Origin of the sequence: Rhizobacter sp. OV335 (assembly GCF_900142965.1) — a bacterium.
GTDB lineage: Bacteria > Pseudomonadota > Gammaproteobacteria > Burkholderiales > Burkholderiaceae_C > Rhizobacter.
This window is the reverse complement of record NZ_FRCQ01000028.1, coordinates 52,431-75,225: the sequence shown is the minus strand read 5'-3', so window position 1 is coordinate 75,225 and position 22,795 is coordinate 52,431. Positions and strand designations below refer to the sequence as shown.

Annotated in this window: 15 protein-coding genes; 7 read left to right on the top strand and 8 right to left on the bottom strand. The window is 68.4% G+C overall.

What is annotated here, in order from left to right; translation table 11 throughout:
• Positions 1–405: 405 nt before the first annotated feature.
• Positions 406–7,698: a putative Ig domain-containing protein gene (locus tag BUE42_RS24560; protein ID WP_159445493.1), complete on the top strand. Its 7,293-nt coding sequence runs from the start codon at positions 406–408 to the stop codon at positions 7,696–7,698.
• A gap of 17 nt (positions 7,699–7,715) precedes the next feature.
• On the opposite strand, the gene BUE42_RS24555 is transcribed toward BUE42_RS24560, so the two are convergent.
• Positions 7,716–8,399: a glutathione S-transferase family protein gene (locus BUE42_RS24555; protein WP_073467922.1), complete on the bottom strand. Its 684-nt coding sequence runs from the start codon at positions 8,397–8,399 to the stop codon at positions 7,716–7,718.
• An 89-nt stretch (positions 8,400–8,488) separates the two neighbouring features.
• On the opposite strand from BUE42_RS24555, the gene BUE42_RS24550 reads away from it, so the two are divergent.
• A complete protein-coding gene (locus BUE42_RS24550; RefSeq protein ID WP_073467921.1) occupies positions 8,489–9,058 on the top strand; it encodes a cysteine dioxygenase family protein in 570 nt (189 codons plus the stop codon).
• Positions 9,059–9,071: 13 nt separating this feature from the next.
• Here BUE42_RS24550 and BUE42_RS24545 read toward each other — a convergent pair whose 3' ends face one another.
• From BUE42_RS24545 to BUE42_RS24525, 5 genes are all read right to left on the bottom strand, one after another.
• The gene (locus BUE42_RS24545; RefSeq protein WP_073467920.1) at positions 9,072–10,157 is read right to left on the bottom strand and encodes a lactonase family protein; all 1,086 of its coding nucleotides are present in this window, start codon (positions 10,155–10,157) and stop codon (positions 9,072–9,074) included.
• A gap of 54 nt (positions 10,158–10,211) precedes the next feature.
• Positions 10,212–11,639, bottom strand: a complete 1,428-nt coding sequence (locus BUE42_RS24540; RefSeq protein WP_083614519.1) for a pectate lyase family protein — start codon at positions 11,637–11,639, stop codon at positions 10,212–10,214.
• 165 nt (positions 11,640–11,804) lie between these two features.
• Complete coding sequence (locus BUE42_RS24535; RefSeq protein ID WP_073467947.1) at positions 11,805–13,703, bottom strand: diguanylate cyclase domain-containing protein; 1,899 nt, start codon at positions 13,701–13,703, stop codon at positions 11,805–11,807.
• Positions 13,704–13,782: 79 nt separating this feature from the next.
• Entirely contained in the window at positions 13,783–14,754 is a 972-nt protein-coding gene (locus BUE42_RS24530) for an MBL fold metallo-hydrolase (protein WP_073467919.1), read from the bottom strand.
• Positions 14,755–14,807: 53 nt separating this feature from the next.
• Entirely contained in the window at positions 14,808–15,218 is a 411-nt protein-coding gene (locus BUE42_RS24525; RefSeq protein WP_143171725.1) for a GlcG/HbpS family heme-binding protein, read from the bottom strand.
• Positions 15,219–15,314: 96 nt separating this feature from the next.
• Here BUE42_RS24525 and BUE42_RS24520 point away from each other — a divergent pair, with 96 nt between their 5' ends.
• From BUE42_RS24520 to BUE42_RS24505, 4 genes are read left to right on the top strand one after another with little or no spacing between them, the layout of a single operon-like run.
• Positions 15,315–16,259, top strand: a complete 945-nt coding sequence (locus BUE42_RS24520; protein ID WP_073467917.1) for a LysR family transcriptional regulator — start codon at positions 15,315–15,317, stop codon at positions 16,257–16,259.
• A gap of 57 nt (positions 16,260–16,316) precedes the next feature.
• The gene (cysM, locus tag BUE42_RS24515; RefSeq protein ID WP_073467916.1) at positions 16,317–17,222 is read left to right on the top strand and encodes a cysteine synthase CysM; all 906 of its coding nucleotides are present in this window, start codon (positions 16,317–16,319) and stop codon (positions 17,220–17,222) included.
• Between the two features lie 8 nt (positions 17,223–17,230).
• Positions 17,231–17,782, top strand: coding sequence for an NUDIX domain-containing protein (locus BUE42_RS24510; protein WP_073467915.1), 552 nt, complete (start codon positions 17,231–17,233; stop codon positions 17,780–17,782).
• Between the two features lie 11 nt (positions 17,783–17,793).
• The gene (locus tag BUE42_RS24505; RefSeq protein ID WP_073467914.1) at positions 17,794–18,021 is read left to right on the top strand and encodes a sulfurtransferase TusA family protein; all 228 of its coding nucleotides are present in this window, start codon (positions 17,794–17,796) and stop codon (positions 18,019–18,021) included.
• Positions 18,022–18,026: 5 nt separating this feature from the next.
• Here the strand turns inward: BUE42_RS24505 and galU are convergent, their stop codons facing one another.
• Positions 18,027–18,893 carry a UTP--glucose-1-phosphate uridylyltransferase GalU gene (galU, locus tag BUE42_RS24500; RefSeq protein WP_073467913.1) on the bottom strand — a complete coding sequence of 289 codons (867 nt, stop codon included), beginning with the start codon at positions 18,891–18,893 and terminating at the stop codon, positions 18,027–18,029.
• 98 nt (positions 18,894–18,991) lie between these two features.
• On the opposite strand from galU, the gene BUE42_RS24495 reads away from it, so the two are divergent.
• Complete coding sequence (locus BUE42_RS24495) at positions 18,992–19,969, top strand: NAD(P)-dependent oxidoreductase (protein WP_073467912.1); 978 nt, start codon at positions 18,992–18,994, stop codon at positions 19,967–19,969.
• Here the strand turns inward: BUE42_RS24495 and BUE42_RS24490 are convergent.
• On the bottom strand, positions 19,911–22,751 hold the full coding sequence (locus tag BUE42_RS24490) for a valine--tRNA ligase (RefSeq protein ID WP_073467911.1): 2,841 nt from the start codon (positions 22,749–22,751) through the stop codon (positions 19,911–19,913). The two genes, BUE42_RS24495 and BUE42_RS24490, sit on opposite strands and share 59 nt — an antisense overlap.
• Between the last annotated feature and the right edge of the window lie 44 nt (positions 22,752–22,795).

Below are 22,795 nucleotides of genomic sequence, written 5' to 3'. Positions count from 1 at the left end.
GATCCTGCCCCGTTCGAACTGTCGGCGCGCGAGATCGGCCCCCCGTTGGTGATGACGCCGGCCTATCTCGTGGTGCAGGCCGCGCTGGCGGTACAGGGGTATCACGATCCGAAGTTCGACAATTATCACCCGCTGATCGATTATGCAGGCCGAGAATCTCATGTCGTGAGCTACGCGGTTCAAGGTGAGATCCTGGAATTGCTGGACTATCTCCTTCTGCCGCGCATCGAGGCGAGCCGCACACCGAAACTCGTCGGGGCGGCGCCTGATTTGTCAGGGGGTGACAAGCACAGCATTGATCTGCTTGCGGCAGTACTGCTGAACTCGTCGTTCGAGCAGGCTTGCAAGGACTTCCCGACCCTCCTCCCGCTCCTTTTCGATCATGGGCTGTATGGCCCGATTGCATTGGGCGCGCGCCAGAATCTGCTGGCCAAGCTGCTGCGTGAGGAGGTCGGCGTCTATGACGAACTGACCGGCCAGTTGATCTCTCCCGCAACTGCATTGCTGACAAAATTCACCGCCGACGTCAATCGCATTGGCACCGGCGGCGGGACGACTTCTGCTGCAGATATTAAAAAGGGTCTGCTGGTTGCTGCAATGGAGTATTACTACTTCAATGCCGCATCCAGCGCGACGGCCCTGTTCAGTCTGAACGGTGGTGCCATCAACTTCAACTACGCCGACATCGCGCAGTCGCAAGGCGAACTCAAGAGCACGAAGGTTCTTGCAGATGCGGTGGTGGCGCTGGCAGCCGACGCCGCATCCTTCGCCGCCGGTGCCGCACGATCGGCCAATGCTTGGCACATCCAGAGCGGCAGCGATGCGATGACCTGGGTCGCGACGGGCAGCACAGACGACGCCGCCATCGGTGGCACCGCCGCAGACAACCTCGACGGCGGCGCCGGCGACGACCTGTTGCTCGGCCTGGGCGGCAGCGACACGCTGCTCGGCGGCGCGGGCAGCGACGTGCTGGCGGGCGGCGACGGCAGCGATTCGCTCGATGGCGGCGAAGGGCCCGACTACCTGTACGGCGGCACGGGCAACGACACCTACAACTTCGACGGCAACTTCGGCGGCGACTGGATCATCGATGCCGATGGGCAGGGCTCGATCGTCGCCAACGGGGTGACGCTGGCCGGCGGCAAGAAGAAAGCCGACGGCTTCTACGTGGACGAAGCCACCGGCTGGAGCTACACCGTGGCGGGAGACGACCTCATCCTGCGCAAGGATGGTTCGCTCAACCAGATCCGCGTCCGCAACTGGCAGCCGGGCCAGCTGGGCATCACCCTCGACGAGACCCAGGCGCAGCCCCAGACGACCAACACGCTGACCGGCGACTTCAAGAAGAAGACCAACCCCGATGGCTCGCAGTACCTCTTCGACAGCGACGGCAACTATGTGAGCGATGGTGTGCAGGCCGGCGCGCAGGACCTCATCACCGGCACGGCCGGCGACGACAGCATCAAGGGGCTGGGCGGCGACGACGCGCTGCTCGGGCGCGCAGGCAACGACTACATCGAGGGTGGCACCGGCAACGACGTGCTGGAGGGCGGGCTGGGTGCCGATACGCTGATCGGCGGCGACGGCATCGACGTCATCTACGGCTCCAGCACCGGCAGCCTCTACTACCCGACCCGCACCGACTACACGCCGCCCGCGCCCAGCTACCCGGTGGTGCTGGGCCAGGGCTTCGATTGGGCGCACAGCTCGCCAGGGCCCGACTTCGACGGGTTCCAGCAAGGCTTCCTCAGCAGCAACGTCGGCCGCGACGAACAGTACGGCGACGCCGGCAACACGATCGACGCCGGCGCCGGCGACGACTACGTCTTTGCCGGCACGGGCAACGACATCGTGAGCGGGGGCGCCGGCCGTGACGACATCTACGGCATGGGCGGCAGCGACGTGCTGAACGGCGACGATGGCGACGACCGCATCTACGGCGATGGTCCGAGCCAGTACGATCCGTCGCTGATCGTCTATGCCGCACCGCAGGACCACGGCGCCGACGTGATCGATGGCGGTGCCGGCAACGACTTGCTGATCGGGCAGGGCCAGGGCGACGACCTGTACGGCGGCACCGGCGACGACTCGTTGTACGGCGACGACCGGGACTCCATGAACACGACGCCCGACGTGAACGGCAACGACTACCTCGATGGCGGCGACGGCAACGACAAGCTGATCGGTGGCGGTCGCGACGACCAGCTCTTCGGTGGCGGCGGCGACGACTCGCTGTGGGGCGACAGCGGCTCGGTGTCGCCTTCCGACGGCGCCTACCTGCCGCCTTCGTACCATGGCGACGACTACCTCGACGGTGAAGACGGCAACGACTACCTGCAAGGCGAGGGCGGTGCCGACACGCTGTTCGGCGGCGACGGCAGCGACACGCTGAACGGTGACGGCCCCGAGTCCGTGCTCCCGGGGTCGGCCCAGGGGGACGACTACCTCGACGGCGAGGCCGGCAACGACACGCTGGGCGGTGGCGGCGGCAACGACACGCTCTTCGGCGGCACGGGCAACGACTTCCTCGACGGTGACGATGTCGATGCGTCGCTGTCCGGCGCGTTCCAGGGCAACGATTACCTGGATGGCGAGGATGGCGACGACCTGCTGATCGCCCGCGGCGGCAACGACACGCTGTACGGCGGCAAGGGTGACGACGAGCTGCAGGGAGACGCGAACACGGCCGCGGTTGCCGGCACCTTCCATGGTAGCGACTACCTGGACGGCGAGGAGGGCAACGACACCCTCTTCGGCGAGGGCGGCGACGACCAGCTCGTGGGCGGCGAGGGCAACGACTACCTCGACGGTGACGGCACCCTGGGCGACGTGGCAGGGGAATTCCACGGCGACGACCAGCTCGACGGCGGTGCGGGCAACGACACCTTGATCGGCGGCGGCGGCAACGACCAGCTCGACGCCGGTGATGGCGATGATGTGCTGACCGGCGACATCCTGGGCAACGTCGACGCGTCCCTGCAGGGAAGCGACACGCTCGATGGCGGCGCCGGCAACGACACCCTGTTCGGCGATGGCGGCGACGACCAGCTGAGCGGCGGGAGTGGCGATGACTGGCTGGCCGGAGAAAACGAGACGAGCAGCGCCGACATCAGCATGCTGAGCGGGAATGACCAACTGGATGGCGGAAGCGGACGCGACACGCTGGTCGGGGGCAATGGCAACGACTGGCTGTCGGGTGGCGCCGATGACGATCGCCTGTACGGCGGTGCCGGCGACGACCTCCTGCTGGGCGGTTCCGGCAATGACTTCCTGCGCCCTGGTGACGGCGACGACACGATGATGGGCGGCGACGGCGACGACGTCTACTACTTCGCGCTGGGCAGTGGCATCAAGCACATCGAAGACGGTTCGGGGTATGACCTGCTGGTGCTCGAAGGTGGCATCCTGCTGGGCATGCTGTTCCTGCGTCTCGGTTCCTTGTTCATCGGAACCGGAGCCGATGGGGGCGGGATCCACCTGGACGGCGTGGACTACGACAACCTTGCGGGAACGTCGCCGATCGATGCCATCCAGTTCTCCGACGGCAGCACGATGACGATCGCCCAGGTGCTCGATGCCCTGCCGATCGAGATTCCGGCCACGGAGCAAGCCGACACCTTGCGCGGAACCTCCGGCAAGGAAATCATCCATGCGCTCGCCGGCGATGATGTGGTCGACGGTCGCGGCGGCAATGACCTGCTCGACCTCGGGGCAGGCAACGACCTGGCCTACGGCGGCGACGGCGACGACACCCTGACGGGCGGCGACGGCAACGACGCGATGCAAGGCGATGCCGGGGCCGACCAGCTCGACGGCGGTGCCGGCAACGACTCGCTCGCCGGTGGCGATAGTGGCGACTGGCTGAGCGCCGGCGACGGCAACGACGTGCTCGACGGCGGTGCAGGCAACGACACGCTGCTGGCAGGCCAGGGCGCCGATGTGCTGGCAGCCGGTGCGGGCAACGACACGCTGGACGGCGGCAGCGGTGCCGACACGATGTCCGGTGGCGCCGGCGACGACACCTTCATCGTCGACGACGCGAACGACCAGGTGATCGAAGCGGCCGACGAAGGCCACGACACCGTCTACAGCGCACTCAGCCTCACGCTCTCGAACAATGTTGAAGACCTGGTCCTGCAGGCCGGCTCCGCGGCGCTGAGCGCTGGCGGCAATGCGCTGGACAACGCGTTGACCGGCAACGACAACGACAACCTCCTCAGCGGCCTCGCGGGTGCCGACACGCTGATCGGCGCGGCCGGCAACGACACGCTGGACGGTGGCAGCGGCAGCGACGCGATGAGCGGCGGCCAGGGCAACGACCTCTACCTCGTCGACGCCGCGACCGATGCGGTCACCGAGCTGAACGCCGAAGGCGACGACACCGTCGTCGCCAGCGTCGACTTCACGCTCGGCGACAACGTCGAGACGCTGATGCTCACCGGCACTGCGGTCGCGGGCACCGGCAACGCGCTGGCCAACACGATCAACGGCAACGCGCAGGACAACCTGCTCGACGGCCAGGGCGGCGACGACCTGCTGCAAGGCGGCGCGGGCAACGACCTGCTCGTCGGCGGCAGCGGCGTCGACCTGCTTGTCGGCGGCACCGGCGATGACCTCTACGACGTGGACCGCAGCGATGACCAGGTGGTCGAGCAGTCCGGCGAAGGCAACGACACGGTGCAGAGCTCGGTCAGCTACGTGCTGGGCGCCAACCTAGAGAACCTCGTCCTCACCGGTTTCTCCAGCGTCGACGCCACCGGCAACGAACTGGCCAACCAGCTCACCGGCAACGGCGGCTCGAACCTGCTGGACGGCGGTGCCGGCATCGACACGATGGCCGGCGGCGACGGCGACGACACCTACGTGCTCGACAGCGCCGCCGACCAGGTGATCGAGCTCGCCGACGAAGGAAGCGACACCGTGGTGGTCGGCTTCAGCTACGCGACCGGCAACAACATCGAGAACGTGCGCCTGAGCGGCAGCGCGAACCTGGACGCCACCGGCGATGCCGGCGACAACGTGCTCGAAGGCAATGCCGGCAACAACCTGCTGACCGGCGGCGGCGGCTCCGACCTGCTGATCGGCGGCGACGGCGATGACACCTACATCGTCGACAGCGAAGACGACGGGGTCGTCGAGGCGGCCGGCGAGGGCACCGACACCGTCGTGCGCAGCTACGACAGCTTCTTCATCCTGAACGACGGCGTCGAGAACCTGACGCTGACCGGCACCGTGGAGCGCGGCAACGGCAACGACCTCGACAACCTGATCATCGGCAACGCGAGCGACAACAACCTGCTCGGCCTCGACGGCGACGACACGCTGATCGGCGGTGCCGGCAACGACGCGCTGTTCGGCTCCGAAGGCGCCGACTCGCTGGTCGGTGGCAGCGGTGACGACTACTACGAGGTCGACGACGCCGGCGACATCCTGGTCGAGGGCACGGGCGAAGGCGACGACTTCATCCGGTCCAGCGTCAGCTGGACGCTGGGCGCCAACTTCGAACGCGTGGCACTGACGGGCTCCGACAACCTGAACGTCACCGGCAACGCACTGGCCAACGGCCTGTGGGGCAACACCGGCAACAACACGCTGACCGGCGGGCAAGGCAATGACTTCCTGTTCGGTGACGCCGGCAACGACGTCTATGTCTACAACCGCGGCGACGGGCAGGACAGCGTCGACAACACCGATGCGCTCGGCGCCACCGACACGCTGCGCTTCGGCGCCACCATCACCGACAACGACGTGCTGGCCTTCCAGTCGGGCGCGAACCTGTTCTTCAAGGTGAAGGGCAGCAGCGACCAGGTCGGCTTCATCAACTACTACGCCGGCAACAGCGTGGTGAATGGCGTCACGCAGGACCACAAGATCGACCGCATCGAGTTCTCGAACGGCGTGGTGTGGGACCAGGCGATGATCCAGACCGTGGTGGATCGCGCGAACAACAACCACTCGCCGACCGTCAACACCTTCCTGCCGACGCTCAGCGCCAAGGCCGGCAGCGTCTTCAGCTACGCCGTGCCGCTGAACACCATCACGGATCCGGACGTGTGGGATTCCGTCACCTACCGCATCTCGATGCAGGACGGCAGCGCGGTGCCGGCGTGGCTCAGCTTCGACCCGGTGACGCGCACGATGTCGGGCACGCCAGGCACGGGCAACGTCGGCAGCCTGCAGTTCGTGCTGTGGGGCACCGACAACTACAACTTCTCGGCCGGCGAGTTCGTCACGCTCAACGTCGGGCCGGCCAACCGTGCGCCGGTGGTGAATGCGGCATTGGCCGACAAGACGGCGGCCCAGGGTGCACCGCTCAGCTTCGCGCTGCCGGCGTCGTCGTTCACCGATGCGGATGCCGATGCGCTGGCCTACACCGCGACGCTGGCCGACGGCAGCGCGCTGCCGGGCTGGCTGAGCTTCAATGCCGGCACGCGCACGTTCAGCGGCACGCCCCCCACGATCGGCACGGTGAGCGTGAAGGTCACGGCCACCGACACCAGCAACGCGTCGGCCAGCGACGTGTTCGACATCGCGGTCAGCCTGCAGAACCTGGTGCTGACCGGCACCGCCAATGCCGACACGCTGGCCGGCGGCACCGGCAACGACTCGCTCAATGGCGCTGGCGGCAACGACACGCTGATCGGCAATGCCGGCAACGACACGCTGAACGGCGGCACCGGCAACGATTCGATGACCGGCGGCACGGGCGACGACACCTACGTGATCGACAGCACGACGGACGTCATCGTCGAGGCGCTGAACGAGGGCATCGACACGGTGCAGAGCACGCTGACCACGTACACGCTGGGCAGCAACGTCGAGAACCTGCTGCTGGGCGGGACGACCGGCCTGAGCGGCATCGGCAACGACCTGGCCAACCTGCTGACCGGCAACAGCGGCAACAACGCGCTGACCGGCGGGCTGGGCAATGACACGCTCGATGGCGGGACGGGCAACGACACCTTGACCGGCGGGGCGGGCGACGATGTCTATGTCGTCAACGTCAACACCGACGTGGTGACGGAGAACGCGAGCGAGGGAATCGACACGATCAACAGTGCCCTGACCTGGAGCATTTCCGCGACGACGAACATCGAGAACATCACGCTGACGGGTTCAGGCGCATTCAATGCCACCGGCAACCTGAATGCCAACGTGCTGATCGGCAACAGCGGCGCCAACGTGCTGACCGGTGCCGAGGGCAACGACACCTACAGCGGCGGCCTGGGCAACGACACGCTGACCGACACCTCGACCACCAGCAATGACGTCTACCGCTGGGGCTCCGGCGACGGGCTCGACACGCTGAGCGACGCGGGCGGCAGCGACCGCATCGAGATCGGCGCAGGCATCACCGCCTCGCAGGTCACGCTCACGCGCAGCGGCAACAACCTGGTGATCGGCCTGACCACCGGCACGGACAAGCTGACGGTCAGCAACTGGTACGTCGGCACGACCAACAAGATCGAGGAGATCCGGCTGGCCAACGGCAGCGTGATTCCGTCGTCGTCGGTGCCGTTGTCGTTCACCGGGACGCAAGCCGGCCAGGGCATCTCGATCGACCAGGACGCAGCCGCGCTGGTCACGGCGATGGCGCAGTTCTCGGTGCCGGGCGACAGCGATGGGGGCCACCAGCATCCGCTGGCTTCCAGCATGAAGCCGGTGCCGATGCTCGCGATGCCGGGATCGATCCTGTAACGAGACTCCCGCGGGCGCTACGCCGGATCGTAGAAGCGCCGGGACAGCCCGTCGCGCCCTGGGTAGAACTGGAACCAGGGCCGTGCCTCGTCGACGGTGCGTGCCACCGACGGGTGATCCATCAGGCGTTCGAAGTAGGCCGAGAGGCGCCCATGCTGCTGCAGCAACGGGACGTAGGTCAGCGCATAGAACAAGGAAGGCGCCGCCGCGCAATCGGCCATGCTGAACGCATCGCCGGCCACCCAGGTCCGCCCTTCGAGCTGGCGGTCGATCAGCGCATAGGCGGTCAGCAGCGTGTCGCGGGCCCGGGCCACGGCCTGCGGATCGCGCTCGCCTTCGGCGCGCAGGCGGTCGGCGGTGAAGGCCTGCATCGGCGTCATCACGTAGAGGTCGAAGAGGCGGTCCCACCGGCGCACCTCGAGCGCTTCGTCGAGGTCGTGCGGGATCAGCGTGCGGCCCGGGCGCGCATGGTGGCGCTGCAGGTGCTCGATGATGATGCTCGTCTCGGGCACCGGCCGGCCCTGGTCCACCAGCAACGGCATCTTGCCCAGCGGCCACAGCGCGAGGTGCGCGGCGCGCTCTGCAGGATCGCCCAGGTTCAGCAGGCGCTTGTCGACCTCGATCTCCAGCACGTCGATGGCGATCAGCACCTTGTGGCAGCAGGAGGACAGCGGGTGGTAGTGAAGGATCGGCGCACTCATGGCGGCTCCTGTGGGTTCAAAGCGCGAAAGCGTCGGTCCAAGCCGCCTGCGAGTCAAGTGCGATCCGGCGTTGGCGCGACAATCCGCCGATGACCTCCGCCGCCCTCGACGCCTTCATCGCCGAAGCCACCGCCCGCAGCTGCCGCCAGCCCGACCCGGCCGACTGCGTGCTGGCCCTGGCACCGCTGATGCTCGACTTGATCGATCACGCCGGCAGCTTCCTGCAGCCGCAGCACTACCGCAGCAGCGCGTCGGGCTACACCCGCAACCTCATCTACGACGCCCCCGATGCGAGCCTGTCGCTGTACTCGATCGTCTGGCTGCCGGGCCAATGGACGCCGGTGCACGACCACGGCAGCTGGGGCGTCGTCGGCGTGGTCGAAGGGGTGCTGGAAGAGCGCAGCTACGTCAGGCTGTCACCGGATCGCGGCGCCGACGACGAGATCGAGCTGGCGCGCGGCGGCACGATCCTGCTGCGGCACGGCGCCGTCACCAGCTTCGTCCCGAACCCGGATCACATCCACGTCACCGGCGTGCCGGCGGAACGGCCCCGCGCCGTCAGCCTGCACCTCTACGGCAGGACGATGAGCGACTTCAACATCTACGACGCCGCAGCCCGCACGCGCCGGCGCATCCAGGTGGCGCACAACGAGAGCTGAGCGGGCCTCGACCTCAGGGCAGGTCGACGATCTCGACCCAATTCGGGTTCTTGCCGACCGGCAGCCGGGTGACCTCGCCGAGTGCGCCGGTGCGCGGGTCGATCGCGTGCACCGACAGCGAATGCGATTCCTGCCCGGCCGCGATCAGGAAGCGGCCCGATGAGTCGATCGCGAAGCCGCGCGGCGTCTTCTCGGTCGGCGTGCTGCCGGCCGGCTCCAGCTTGCCCGTCTCGGCGTCGACCTTGAAGCGCGCGATGGTGCTCGACGTGCGTTCCGAGGCATAGAGCTGCTTGCCGTCCGGGCTCAGGTGGAGGTCGGCAGCCCAGGGCTTGCCGGTGAAGCCCTCCGGCAGCGTGGTCGTGCGCTGCTGTTCGCGCAGCGTGCCGCGGCCGGCGTCCCAGGCGAACACGTCCAGCGACGCATCGACCTCGTTGAGCAGATACAGGTGCTTCTGCGCCTTGTCCCAGACGAAGTGGCGGGCACCGGATTTCGGTGCCGTCTGCACGATCGGCGGATCGTTCGGCGACAGCTGCCCCTTGGCCGCATCGAAGCGCCACACCGACAGGTTGTCGCCGCCGAGGCTGGTGGCCAGCACGAAACGGTTGCTCGCGTCGGCATGGATGGCATGCGCGTTCGGCGCCGTCGGAATCAGCTGCTGGATCGCACCAACCACGCCATTGCCGTCGATGCTGTTGACGGTGATCTTGTGCCCCGGGTACGAGGCGGCGAACAGCCACTTGCCGCTGGCGTCGACATCGATGTTGGCCATGCTGTCGGCCAGCGGTGCCTCGCCCAATTTCTTGAGCCGGCCGCTCGCCGGGTCGACGGCGAAGCTCAGCACGCGAAACGGCTGCGAGCGCAGCGCGGCGTACAGGAAGCGCTTGTCGGGGCTGACCGCCAGCGGCATCACCGTGCCGCCGACGGCCACCGTCTCGACCGGGCTCAGCCGGCCCGAGCTGCGGTCGAAGGCCAGCACCGACAGCTCCTGGCTGTCCGCGTTGGACACGTACACGAACGTGCCGGCCATCGCGGTGGTGGCGGCCAGCAGGCTGCCGGCCACCACGACCGCGCGCAGCGGGATTGCGAATTGCAGTGTCATGCGTGTCTCCCGCCGCGCTGCGGCTTGTCGTTCGTTGTCGTCGTCAGTGGCAGCTCAGTTGCAACTGAGCGCGGCCAGCGCCTTGCCAGCCCCCGCCACGGCGGGCAGCTTCTGCTTCACGCACGCCGGGTCGTGGGCAGTGTAGGCGTACGGGATGCCGACCGGGAAGGTGCTGGTGCTGACCCAGTCGCTCGCGTCGCGCGACGGTGACGACTCGCTGGCCACCCAGGTGATGCCGTAGCGGCTGAAGTCGGCCGGGCTCTTCACGTTGTTGTTGCGCAGCTCCCAGTAGCCGATGGTCGAGCTGTCGCGCGAGGTCACCGGGTTCTGCGCGTTCTCGAACCAGTTGGCTTCGATCAGCGAGAAGCCGCCCATGCGGATGTTGGCGCCCGAGGTGTGCACGCCGCTGTACAGGTTGTTGTACAGGTGCGTGTAGCCGCCGCGCTGCAGCGGCAGCCGCGACTTCACGTTCTCGTAGAAGTTGTGGTGGTAGGTGATGAAGCGGTCGCTCGAATCGCTGTCGCTCGACCCGATCAGCCCGACCTTCTGGTGGTCGTGGATGTGGTTGTACGAGTAGGTGATGTGGTGCGCGCCGGCCTTGTTGTCGACCAGGCCGTCGAACTCCATGTCGCCGGCGCCGGCGCATTCCTTGATGCTGCTGAACAGCGTGTTGTGGTCGACCCAGATGTAGCCCGGGACCTTGCCGCCCTGGCCCTCGATGCCGATCGCGTCGATCGAGCCGGGCAGCAGGCCGATCGTCATGTTGCGGATGATGACGTTGGTGGCGCCGCCCTTGATCGCGAGGCCGAAGTTCGCGGCCGAGCCGTCGGCGCCTTCGATCGTGACGTTGCTCTTGTTCTTGACCTCGACGATGGCGCCTGCCGGCTTCGTCCGCTGCGCGCAGGAGTCGGTGATCGACGCGAAATCGAAGCTGCCGGTGTAGCGGATCACGAGGCCGCCGGTGCCGGTGTAGGCATCGATGACTGCTTGCATGGCCGCCGCGGTGCTCACCGTCACGGCGTTGAGCTTGCCGCCGCCGGTCACCGTGCCGGCGAAGCCGGCGCTCAGGCCGCTCGGGGCGGGTGCGGGTGCCGGCGCGGGGGCCGGAGCCGGTGCCGGTGCAGGGGCCGGAGCAGGCGAGGGTGCCGGCGACGGAGCGGGGGCCGGTGCGGGAGCCGGTGCGGGTGCAGGGGCCGGCGCAGCGGCCGGTCCGACCGCGCACTTCTCCTTCTTGTCCGCATTCGGGTTGGCGCCGCCGAAGCTCGCGCTGGTGCAGGCCACGGTGCCCGACAGCGTCTTGACCACCCACTTGTTCTTCACGCCGAACGACACCTGACGCGCCGTCGTGCCCACCTTGCAGCTCTCGCCTTCGTCAGCGCACTTCGAGAAACCGGCCGGCCAGTCGATGGCGAAGGCGGGCGTGGCAGCGGCGCAGGCCACCGCGATCAGGGACAGGCGCAGCGGATTCAATCCGGTTTTCATGGGGATTTCCCTCGGGGTTTTGAATGGCCCGCAGGCTACCCCGCGAAGAGCACGACGATGCCGTGTTTGCATACTCTGAAACACTGCTTGCAAGGATGAGACTTGCATGTCGGAGCCATCGCCGATCCATGACCGGCAATTGACGGACCGCGAGGCCCGCCAGCCTCACGCATCCTGGTCTGCGCGCTCCGTGCTGGGCGTTGCCCACAGGCAGACGCGGTGCTTGCCGGCCCGCTTGGCCACATACATCGCCTGGTCGGCGCGCGCCATCAGCGTGTCCGACGCATCACCGTGCTCCGGCCCGATCGCCACGCCGATGCTCGCGCCGACTGTCGCGGTCTCGCCGCCGGCGAGGTGGATCGGCTGCTCGATCGCCTGCAGCACCCGCTGCAGCACCCGCTCGACCTCGCGCGCATCCTGGATGTTGCTGAGGATCAGTGCAAACTCGTCGCCACCGAAACGGGCGACCACGTCGTTGGTCCGGATGCAGCCGAGCAGCCGCTTCGCGACCTCGCGCAGCACCGCGTCGCCGGCGTCGTGGCCGAAGGCGTCGTTGACGGCCTTGAAGCCGTCCAGGTCGAGGTAGCACACGGCGGTCAACTGGTGGCGCCGCTGCGCATCGGCCAGGATGTAGAGCAGCCGCTCGTAGAACAGCCGGCGATTGGGCAGTCCGGTCATCGCGTCGTGCAGCGCCAGGTGCTGCGCATGCGCCTCGCTGTCCTTCAGCGCGGTGATGTCGGTCAGCGACCACAGCGATTCGTTGGCCGACACCGCCGCGCCGCTCAGTTCGATCCAGATCGCGTGGCCCTGCTTGTGCCGCATGCGCAGCTGCGTGCTGAAGCGGCCGCCGGTGGCCAGGATCGGGTACGCGAGGCTGCCGATCTCGTCGAAGGTCTCGTCGTCGAGGTAGAGCCTGCGGATCGGCGCGCCGACGAGTTCGTGCGGTTCGTAGCCGAAGATCCGGTCGAGCGCGCGGTTCTTCCACAGCGAGGTGCGGTTCTTCAGCTTGATCATGCCGACGACCTCGTTGTCGAGCATAACGCTCTGCTCCTGCGCCAGCCGCGCGATCTCGCGGCGTGCGGTCACCTGGCGCCGCTGCTGCACGAACAGCAGCGCGGAGAAGCCGGCGATCGTCGCGATCGCGACGGCCAGCAGCGCCGCCATCTGCGCCACCTCGCGCCGCCAGCCGGCGAGGAAATCGCTGGTGCCGAGGCCCACGAACACCCGCAGCGTGCAACCGGGCACGCGCTGGTAGGCGGTGTAGCGCTCGATGCCGTCGAGCGCTGTCGGGGTCAGGTAGGAGCCGCGCTCCGGGTCTGCCGCGAGGCGGCGCGTCATCTCTTCGGAGATGGTCACCGTGCCGATGTTCTTTTCCTGGGCGCCGTCGATCACCGAGTAGCGTGTGATCAGCCGCAGCCCGCCCGACCGAAGCGACACGGCGCCTGCGCTGCCGAGTGCGATGTGCTTGAACCGGTCGAGGAAGTGGCCGCTCGACAGGTTGGTGTAGGCCACGCCGGCGAACGAGCCGTCGGCGCGCTGCAGTTGGCGGGCCACCGCGACGCCCCATTTGCGGACGATGCGGCCCTGGATCGGCTCCGAGACCACCAGGCCGTCGTGCGCCTTCGCGTCATGGAAGTAGTCGCGGTCGGCGATGCTGACGGGCGCGCCGCCGGCGTCGAGGCCGAAGCGCACGCTGCCGTCCTCGTCGGCAATGCGGATCGCATCGACCTGGGGCAGCAGCGAGCGCTGCTCGGCGAGGCTGCGCTCGATCTCGGCGCGGCCGTCGGCCTGCGTGGCATCGACGGCGTGAACGCGCATCGCGATCGTCGCCAGCGCGTTGTCGAGCTGCTTCAGTTCGGCACCGAGTTCGATGGCCAGGCCGTTCGCCAGGTTCTCGGCCGATTCGCGGGCCCGCACTTCTTCGGAGGCTCGCCCTGCCCGCAAGGCCACGCCAGCCGCCAGCAACAGCACCACGATGATCGCGACGTTGCCCGCCACCAGAGCGAGCGCCAGGCGGCGAAGCGGTACTGCGGCGGAGCGGGCGGCGAGCGAGGGGTCGGTCATGAGGCGCGTGGGGCGCATCGTAAGGCACGGCGCCCGCTTTCGTCCTCATGTCCTCAATGCCTGCCGGCCGCGTGAGGCGCTACTTCAGCTGCGTCGTGTAGTCCACCGGCAGCCAGCGGTACGAGCTGCCGGCCTGGCGCAGGTGGCCGAGGCCGGGGAAGGGCAGGTGGGCGGCGCCGATCAGCAGGTTCTCCTTCGCCGCCCGGGCGAACACGGTGCGGCGCGTGGCGGCGGCTGCGGGCTCGTCGCTGTCGAACGCGATCGTGACGCGCGGATCCTCGAGCTGCACCGCGCCGACGTGGATCAGGTCGCCGATCAGCAGCATCCGCTGCCCCTGGCTTTCGACGGCATAGACGGTGTGCCCGGCGCTGTGGCCGCGGGCCGCGATGGCGCGGATGCCGGGCAGCAGCTCGGACCCGGCGGCGAAGGGCTTCAGCCGGCCCGCCTCGGCATACGGGTTCAGCGAGGCCATCGCGCCCTGGAAGAAGCCCTTGGCCTGCGCCGGGGCGGCGTCCAGCTTCGCGGCCGACAGCCAGTACTGCGCGTCGGCTTCGTCGAGGCGCACCGTCGCATTCGCAAACGCGACGCCGGCCGGGCCCATCAGCCCGCCGACATGGTCCGGGTGGGCATGGGTCAGCAGCACCTCGTCGACCTGCTCGGGCTGGTAGCCGGCCGCGCGCAGGCTGGCGCCGAGCTTGCCGAGCGTCGGGCCGAACAGCGCGCCGGCGCCGGTGTCGATCAGCACCAGCTTGTCGCCGGTGTTGACCAGGAAGCCGATGACCGAACTCTCGACCGGGCTCTTCAGGTGTGCGGCCGCGAGCCTGGCCGCCACCGTGCCGGCCGGGCCGTGCAGCAGCGTGTCGACGGGCAGGTCGACGGTGCCGTCGCTCAGCGCGGTCACCTCGAAGGCGCCGAGCATCACGCGGTAGAAGCCGGGCGCCTGGGTCTTGACCATCGGTGCGGCGGCCGATGCGACCGACGGCGTGATGGCCGCGCCGAGCACGCCGAGGGCGAGGGCGGCGGCGCGCAAGGAGAACAGGGAGGAAGACATGGGGGGCAATCTTTCGATCAAGGGGGAAAGAGAAAGAGGAAGAGGAAGGGCAATCAGGCCGATGCGGCCAGGCCGAGCGCCGCGAGCGCCCGCTCGGCCACCTGGTGGTCCTGCTCGGCGTCACCGCCCGAAATGCCGATGCCGCCGACCAGCTGCGCACCGTCGAAGATCGGGCAGCCGCCGCCGACCGCGACGAAGCGCGGCCGGTGCGCCAGCTGCGCCGCCATCGGGCGCTCGAGGATGACCGTCCATTGGCGCGTCGACACGCCGTAGGAGGTGGCCGTCCAGGCCTTGTCGACCGCGATCGAGGCCGTCAGGAAGCGGGCGCCATCGTCGCGCTCGAAGGCCTTCAGCTCGCCGGTCGCGTCGGTGATGGCCACGGCGACCTGGATGCCGAGCGAGCGGGCGGCGGCCTGGGCGTGACCGATCAGCGAGGCGGCGGCTTCGCGGGTGATCGAGGCCATCGGAAGGGTGTGCGGTGAAGAAGAAGTCATGGGCAGTGCTCCGTTGAAGGGTGGCCCATGATTCAATCGAAGCCTTCATCACGCAAATCGATTGAAATGATCGGCACTATCAGAGAGCGCGATTTCAGGGGCGTCGACCTCAACCTGCTGGTGACGCTGCTGGTGCTGCTGCGCGAGCGCAGCGTGTCGAAGGCCGCTGCCTGCCTGCACCTCGGGCAGCCGGCGGTCAGCGGCGCGCTGGCGCGCCTGCGCGAGCTGTTCCAGGACGAGCTGCTGGTGCGCGGCAAGGGCGGCATGCAGCCGACGCAGCGCGGGCTGGAGCTGCAGGTCGCGCTCGCGCCGGCGCTGGCCGAGCTGCAGGCCGTCGTCTCCGATGCGCCAGCCTTCGATCCGGCGCGCAGCGACCGCAGCTTCGTGATCGGCATGCCGGACTGGATCGACACCTGGCTGCTGCCCGGCCTGCTCGCGCGGCTGGCGGCCGAGGCGCCGCTCGCGCGCATCGCCGTCGTCGCGACCGACCGCTTCCGCGTCGCCGACATGCTGCTGCAGGAGCAGCTCGACCTCGCGATCGGCGCCTTTCCCGCCGGCCCGGCCTGGCAGCGCAGCCGGCCGCTCGCGACAGTGCCGTACTGCTGCGTCGCGCGGCCCGGTGTGATCGGCGCCCGGGGCAAGTTGACGCTGAAGCAGTTCGCGGCGCTGCCGCACCTGATGGTCACCTACCGCGGCGCCTTCCACGGCACGGTCGACGATGCGCTCGACGCGCTCGGGCTGAAGCGTCGCATCGTCTGCACCAGCCCGCGCTTCTCGTCGCTGCCGCGCGTGCTGCAGCAGGTGCCGGCGATCGCCACCGTGCCGCAGGTGCTGGCGGCAGGCTGGCAGCGCGACTTCGGGCTGGTGCAGGTGGCGGTGCCGCTGAAGCTGCCGCCCAGCCCGGTGGCGATCGTCCACCACGCGAGCCGCGACAAGGACCCGGCGCTGCGCTGGCTGTGCGCGGTGGTCGAGGCGCTGGTCGCCGCAGACGCGGCGGCCGACGGCGCCTGAAGCCCTCGTGCCTGCCGCGCCTTGCGCAGCCCTGCGACAATCCCGCGAGGAGACCCCATGACGCCGTACAAGACCCTCGAAGACGTGATCGGACAGACGCCGCTGGTGCGGCTGCAGCGCCTGCCGGGCGCCGACAACGATCGGCGCGGCAACGTGATCCTGGCCAAGCTCGAAGGCAACAACCCGGCCGGTTCGGTGAAAGACCGACCGGCGATCAGCATGATCCGGCGCGCCGAGGAGCGTGGCGACATCCGCCCCGGCGACACGCTGATCGAGGCCACCTCGGGCAACACCGGCATCGCGCTCGCGATGGCCGCGGCGATCCGCGGCTACCGCATGCTGCTGATCATGCCGGAGGACCTGAGCATCGAGCGTGCGCAGACGATGAAGGCGTTCGGCGCCGAGCTGATCCTCACGCCGCGCAGCGGCGGCATGGAATACGCGCGCGACCTGGCCGAGCAGATGCAGCGCGACGGCAAGGGCCGCGTGCTCGACCAGTTCGCGAATGCCGACAACCCGCGCGTGCACTACGAGACCACCGGCCCCGAGATCTGGGCCGACACCGGCGGGCGCGTCACGCACTTCGTCAGCGCGATGGGCACCACCGGCACCATCACCGGCACCTCGCGCTACCTGAAGGAGCAGAACCCGGCCGTGCGCATCATCGGCGCGCAGCCGGCCGAAGGCTCGCGCATCCCCGGCATCCGCAAGTGGCCCGAGGCCTACCTGCCGAAGATCTACGACCCGACCTTCATCGACGAGACGGTGAACGTCAGCCAGGACGCGGCCGAGGACATGGCGCGCCGGCTGGCGCGCGAGGAAGGCCTGTTCGGCGGCATCTCGGCGGCCGGCGCCTGCTGGGTGGCGCTCGAGACGGCCAAGCGCGTCGAGAACGCGACCATCGTGTTCGTCGTCTGCGACCGTGGCGACCGCTACCTGTCCACCGGCGTCTTTCCCGCCTGAGCACGTCAATGAACCACGAAACCCGCTTCTGCCCGAACTGCGCGACCGGCCTGCAGCCGGTGACGCTTGACGAAGACGGCGGCCCGAAGACGCGGCTGCGCTGCCCGGCCTGTGGCTGGACGCACTGGAACAACCCGACGCCGGTGCTGGCCGCGGTGCTCGAGCTGGCCGATCGTGACGGGCAGCTGCTGCTCGCGCGCAACGCCGCGTGGCCCGGCAGGTACTTCGGCCTGATCACCGGCTTCATGGAAGCCGGCGAGACGCCGCAGGAGGGCATCACCCGCGAGGTGATGGAAGAAACCTCGCTGACCGTCGATCGCCTGCAGATCATCGGCGCCTACGATTTCCAGCGGATGAACCAGGTGATCATCGCGTACCACGCGGTGGCGCGCGGCGAGATCAAGCTGTCGCCGGAGCTGGTCGAGTACAAGCTCTTCACGCCCGAGACGGTGCAATGCTGGCCGGCCGGCACCGGCTATGCGCTGGCCGACTGGCTGACCGCGCGCGGCATCACGCCGCAATGGCGCGAGTTGATGCCGCGGCCGGTCGACCCGAACTGAAAGGACACGCGATGGATGCGCAAAAAGAAGTCGACGCCCGCGGCATGAACTGCCCGCTGCCGATCCTGAAGGCCAAGAAGGCGCTGGCCGACATGAACAGCGGCGAGCTGCTGAAGGTGATCGCGACCGACCCGGGGTCGATGCGCGATTTCCAGGCGTTCGCGCGGCAGACCGGCAACGAGCTGGTGCAGCAGCAGGCGGTGAACGAGGAGTTCATCCACCTGCTGAGGCGCCGCTGACAGGCCTAGAACTCCAGGTTCTTCAGGTACTTCCGGAAATCCGGCCCGAGCACCGGATGTGCCAGCGCCAGCTCCACGTTGGCCTCCAGGAAGCCTTCCTTGCTGCCGCAGTCGTAGCGCCGCCCCTCGTAGCGGTACGCGAACACCTTCTCGCGCCGCAGCAGCCCGGCGATGCCGTCGGTCAACTGGATCTCGCCACCGACGCCGCGCGGCTGGTTCGCGATCTCGGTGAACACGCCCGGCGTCAGGATGTAGCGCCCGGCCACGCCGAGCCGCGACGGCGCTTCTTCCGGCGCCGGCTTCTCGACGATGCGCGTGATGTCGATCAACCGGTCGTTCACCGCGTGCCCGTCGACGATGCCGTAGCGCCGCGTCTGCTCCGGCGGCACTTCCTGCACCGCCAGCATCGACACCCGCCATTCGGCGAACTGCTCGACCATCTGCTGCAGCACCGGCTTCTGCCCGACCATCAGGTCGTCGGCCAGCAGCACCGCGAACGGCTCGTTGCCGATCAGCCGCTGCCCGCACAGCACCGCATGACCCAGCCCCAGTGCCTGCGGCTGGCGCACGTAGACGCACTCCATGTCGTCTGGCTTCACGCTGTGCACGACATCCAGTAACTCTTGCTTACCCGCCTGTTCGAGGGCTACCTCCAACTCGAAGGTCATGTCAAAGTGGTCTTCGATGGGGCGCTTGTGCCGGCCGGTCACGAAAATCATTTCGCGCACGCCGGCCGCATAGGCCTCTTCGACCGCGTATTGGATCAGGGGCTTGTCGACCACCGGCAGCATTTCCTTCGGTTGGGCTTTGGTCGCAGGAAGAAAGCGCGTGCCGAGGCCCGCCACCGGAAAGATCGCCTTGTTGACAAACATTTAGTTACAATCCCCTGTGTGAATTAATCAACGAAAAACCATTGTGTCACGCGCTTTTGGAGGGCTTGTGACACCAGGGCAGAGCCTCTCGACGCCGCATGGACTTGCTGATCATCGAACCGCTGGAAGCAGAAGTCATGCAGTGGCTCGATGCGCGCTATTCGCTTCGGCAAGCGCCCGAGCTGGCGCGCGACACGCGGGCCTTCCGCCAGGCGCTCTACAACGTGCGGGCGCTGATCCTGCCGCCCACCGTGGCGCTGGATGCGCAGGCGCTGCACTACGCGCCGGTGCTGCGCGCGGTCGGCCGGGTCAGCGCCGGTGCCGAGAACATCGACCTCGATGCCTGCGCGCGCGCCGGCATCGAGGTGGTTCGCAGCCAGACCGCCACCGCGCAGGCCGAGGCCGAATTCATGATCGGCGCCCTGCTGTCGCTGCTGCGCCGCGTGCCGGTGGTCGGCTCCGACGGCATGCTGGTCGGCCGTGAGCTCGGGGCCTGCACCGTCGGGTTGATCGGCATGCCGCCGGCCGCCAAGGCGATGGCCAAGATGCTGAGCGGCTTCGGCTCGCGGCTGGTCGGCTACGACCCCTCACTGCATGCGAGCGACAGCGTCTGGGAGCGCTGGCAGGTCGCGCCGCTGGGGCTGCGCGAGCTGCTGGAGCGCTCCGATGCGGTGTGCGTGCAGCTGAACTACTTCAGCCGCTACCACGGGCTGCTGGGCGAGCGCTTCCTGCCGTTCTGCAAGCCGAACCAGGTGATCGTCAGCATCGCGCACTCGGCGCTGTTCGACGAGAAGACGCTGGCCGACGTGCTGACCAGCGGCCGCGTCTCGGCCGTCTGGCTCGACAGCCTGGAGCCGGGCGCCACCGAGCCGGGCCGCCCGCTGAGCGGCATGGACACGCTGCAGGTCACGCCGCGCGTGGCGAGCACCACGCGCGAATCGCGGCTGCGCAGTTCGTGGGCGGTGGCACGGCGCATCGACGAGCTGCTCGCGATCACGCCCGGCGCACCGCGCGAGTTCAGGACGACGGACCCAGGCGTGCCGCTTGATGTCGCAGTCGATCCAGCGTTGCCGTGAAGTCCGCCAGGCGCTGCTTCTCCTGATCGACCACCGCCTGCGGCGCGCGCGCGACGAAGCTTTCGCTCGTCAGCTTGGCGTTGCACTTGCCGATCTCGGCCTCGATGCGCTTGATCTCCTTGGCCACGCGCTCGCGCTCGGCGGCCACGTCGATCTCGACGTGCAGCGCCACGCGCGTCTCGCCCTGCACCGAGACCGGCAGCTGAGCGGTTGCCGCCGCGAACGCGGCCTCGTCGTCGAACACCTGCACGCCTGACAGCCGGATCAGCGACTGCAGCAGCGGCGCGGCCTCGCGCACGAAGTCGTTGTCGCCGATCGCGTACAGCGGCACCGGCTTGGTCACCTGCATCTCGTTGCGCAGGTTGCGCGTCGCGCCGGCCAGGCCCTTGAAGCGCTCGACCCAGGCATCGGCCTGCGGGTCGACGCGCTCGAGCTGCGCCTTCGGGTACGGCGCGGTGACGATGCTGTCGTCGGAGCCCGCCACCTTGCGGCCGGCCAGCGGCGCGACCACGTCCCACAGCTCGGCGGTCACGAACGGCATGATCGGGTGCATCAGCCGCAGCACCGTCTCCAGCGTGCGCAGCAGCGTGCGGCGCGTCGCGCGCTTCGCGGCCTCGTCGCCGTTCTGCAGCTGCGCCTTCGCGAGCTCCAGGTACCAGTCGCAGTATTCGGTCCAGACGAATTGGTAGATCGCGTTGGCGACGTTGTCGAGTCGGTAGTCGGTGAAGCCCTGCTCGACCGCCGCTTCGACGCGCTGCAGCTCGCCGCTGATCCAGCGGTCGACCTTCGAGAACGACAGGTAGCCGGCGAACTCGCCGCCCGGCTCGCACTGCGCCTTGGTGTGCTCGGCGAGGCCGCAGTCCTGACCCTCGCAGTTCATCAGCACGAACTTGGTCGCGTTCCAGAGCTTGTTGCAGAAGTTGCGGTAGCCCTCGCAGCGCTTGGTGTCGAAGTTGATGTTGCGCCCGAGGCTCGCGTACGACGCCATCGTGAAGCGCAGCGCATCGGCGCCATAGGCCGGCATGCCGTCGGGGAACTCCTTCTTCACGCGCGCGGCCACCTTCGGCGCGGTCTCGGGCTTGCGAAGGCCGACCGTCGACTTCTGCACCAGCGTGGCCAGGTCGCGGCCTTCGATCAGGTCGACCGGGTCGAGCACGTTCCCTTCGGACTTGCTCATCTTCTTGCCTTCGCTGTCGCGCACCATGCCGTGGATGTAGACGGTGCGGAACGGCACGCGGCCGGTGAAGTGCGTGGTCATCATGATCATGCGCGCCACCCAGAAGAAGATGATCTCGTAGCCGGTGACCAGCACGCTGGACGGCAGGAAGAGATCCATCTCCTTGGTCTGCTCGGGCCAGCCGAGCGTCGAGAACGGCACCAGCGCCGACGAGTACCAGGTGTCGAGCACGTCCTCGTCGCGGCGCAGATCGCCGCTGTAGCCGGCGGCCTGTGCCTTGACCCTCGCGTCGGCCTCGTTGCGCGCGACGAAGATCTCGCCGCCGCTGCCGTACCACGCGGGGATCTGGTGGCCCCACCACAGCTGGCGCGAGATGCACCAGTCCTGGATGTTCTTCATCCACTGGTCGTAGGTGTTGACCCAGTTCTCGGGCACGAACTTCACTTCGCCGGAGGCGACCGCATCGACCGCCTTCTGCGCGATCGACTTGCCGTCGGGGCCGGCCTTGCTGACCGCGACGAACCACTGGTCGGTCAGCATCGGCTCGACGATCGCACCGGTGCGGGCGCAGCGCGGCACCATCAGCTTGTGCTTCTTCACCTCGACCAGCAGGCCGAGCGCTTCCAGGTCGGCGACGACCTTCTTGCGGGCGACGAAGCGGTCGAGGCCGCGGTACGGGGCGGGCGCGTTGTCGTTGACCTTCGCGTCGAGGTCGAGCACGCCGATCATCGGCAGCTGGTGGCGCAGGCCGACGGCGTAGTCGTTGACGTCATGCGCCGGCGTGACCTTCACGACGCCGGTGCCGAACTCGCGGTCGACGTACTCGTCGGCGATCACCGGGATCGTGCGGTCGCACAGCGGCAGCGTGACCTGCCGGCCGATCAGCGCCTGGTAGCGCTCGTCGTCGGGGTGCACCATCACCGCGGTGTCGCCGAGCATGGTTTCCGGGCGCGTGGTGGCCACGACCAGCGAGCCGCTTCCGTCGGCCAACGGATAGCGGATGTGCCACAGCGAGCCGTCTTCCTCTTCGCTCTCGACCTCCAGGTCGGAGACGGCTGACTTCAGCACCGGATCCCAGCTCACCAGCCGCTTGCCGCGGTAGATCAGGCCCTGCTCGAACAGCTGCACGAAGGTGTCGGTGACGATCGGCGAGAGCTTCTCGTCCATCGTGAAGTACTCGTGCTGCCAGGCCACCGAGGCGCCCATGCGGCGCATCTGCTCCGTGATCGTCGAGCCCGATTGCTCCTTCCATTCCCACACGCGGGCGACGAAATTCTTGCGGCCGAGGTCGTGGCGGCTCTGGCCGGCCGCCTCGAGCTGGCGCTCGACGACGATCTGCGTCGCGATGCCGGCGTGGTCGGTGCCCGGCACCCACAGCGTGTTGTCGCCCTTCATGCGGTGCCAGCGCGTCAGCGAGTCCATGATGGTCTGGTTGAACGCGTGTCCCATGTGCAGCGTGCCGGTGACGTTGGGCGGCGGCAGCTGGATGCTGAACGAGGGCTTGGCGGCGTCCAGCGTGGGCTCGTACAGGCCGCGCTGCTCCCACAGCGGTGCCCAGCGGGCTTCGATGGCGGCGGGTTCGAACGATTTGGCGAGTTCGGTCATAGGGGTGCGATGGGGTCGGATCGACGGCGGCCACGGAGCTGGCG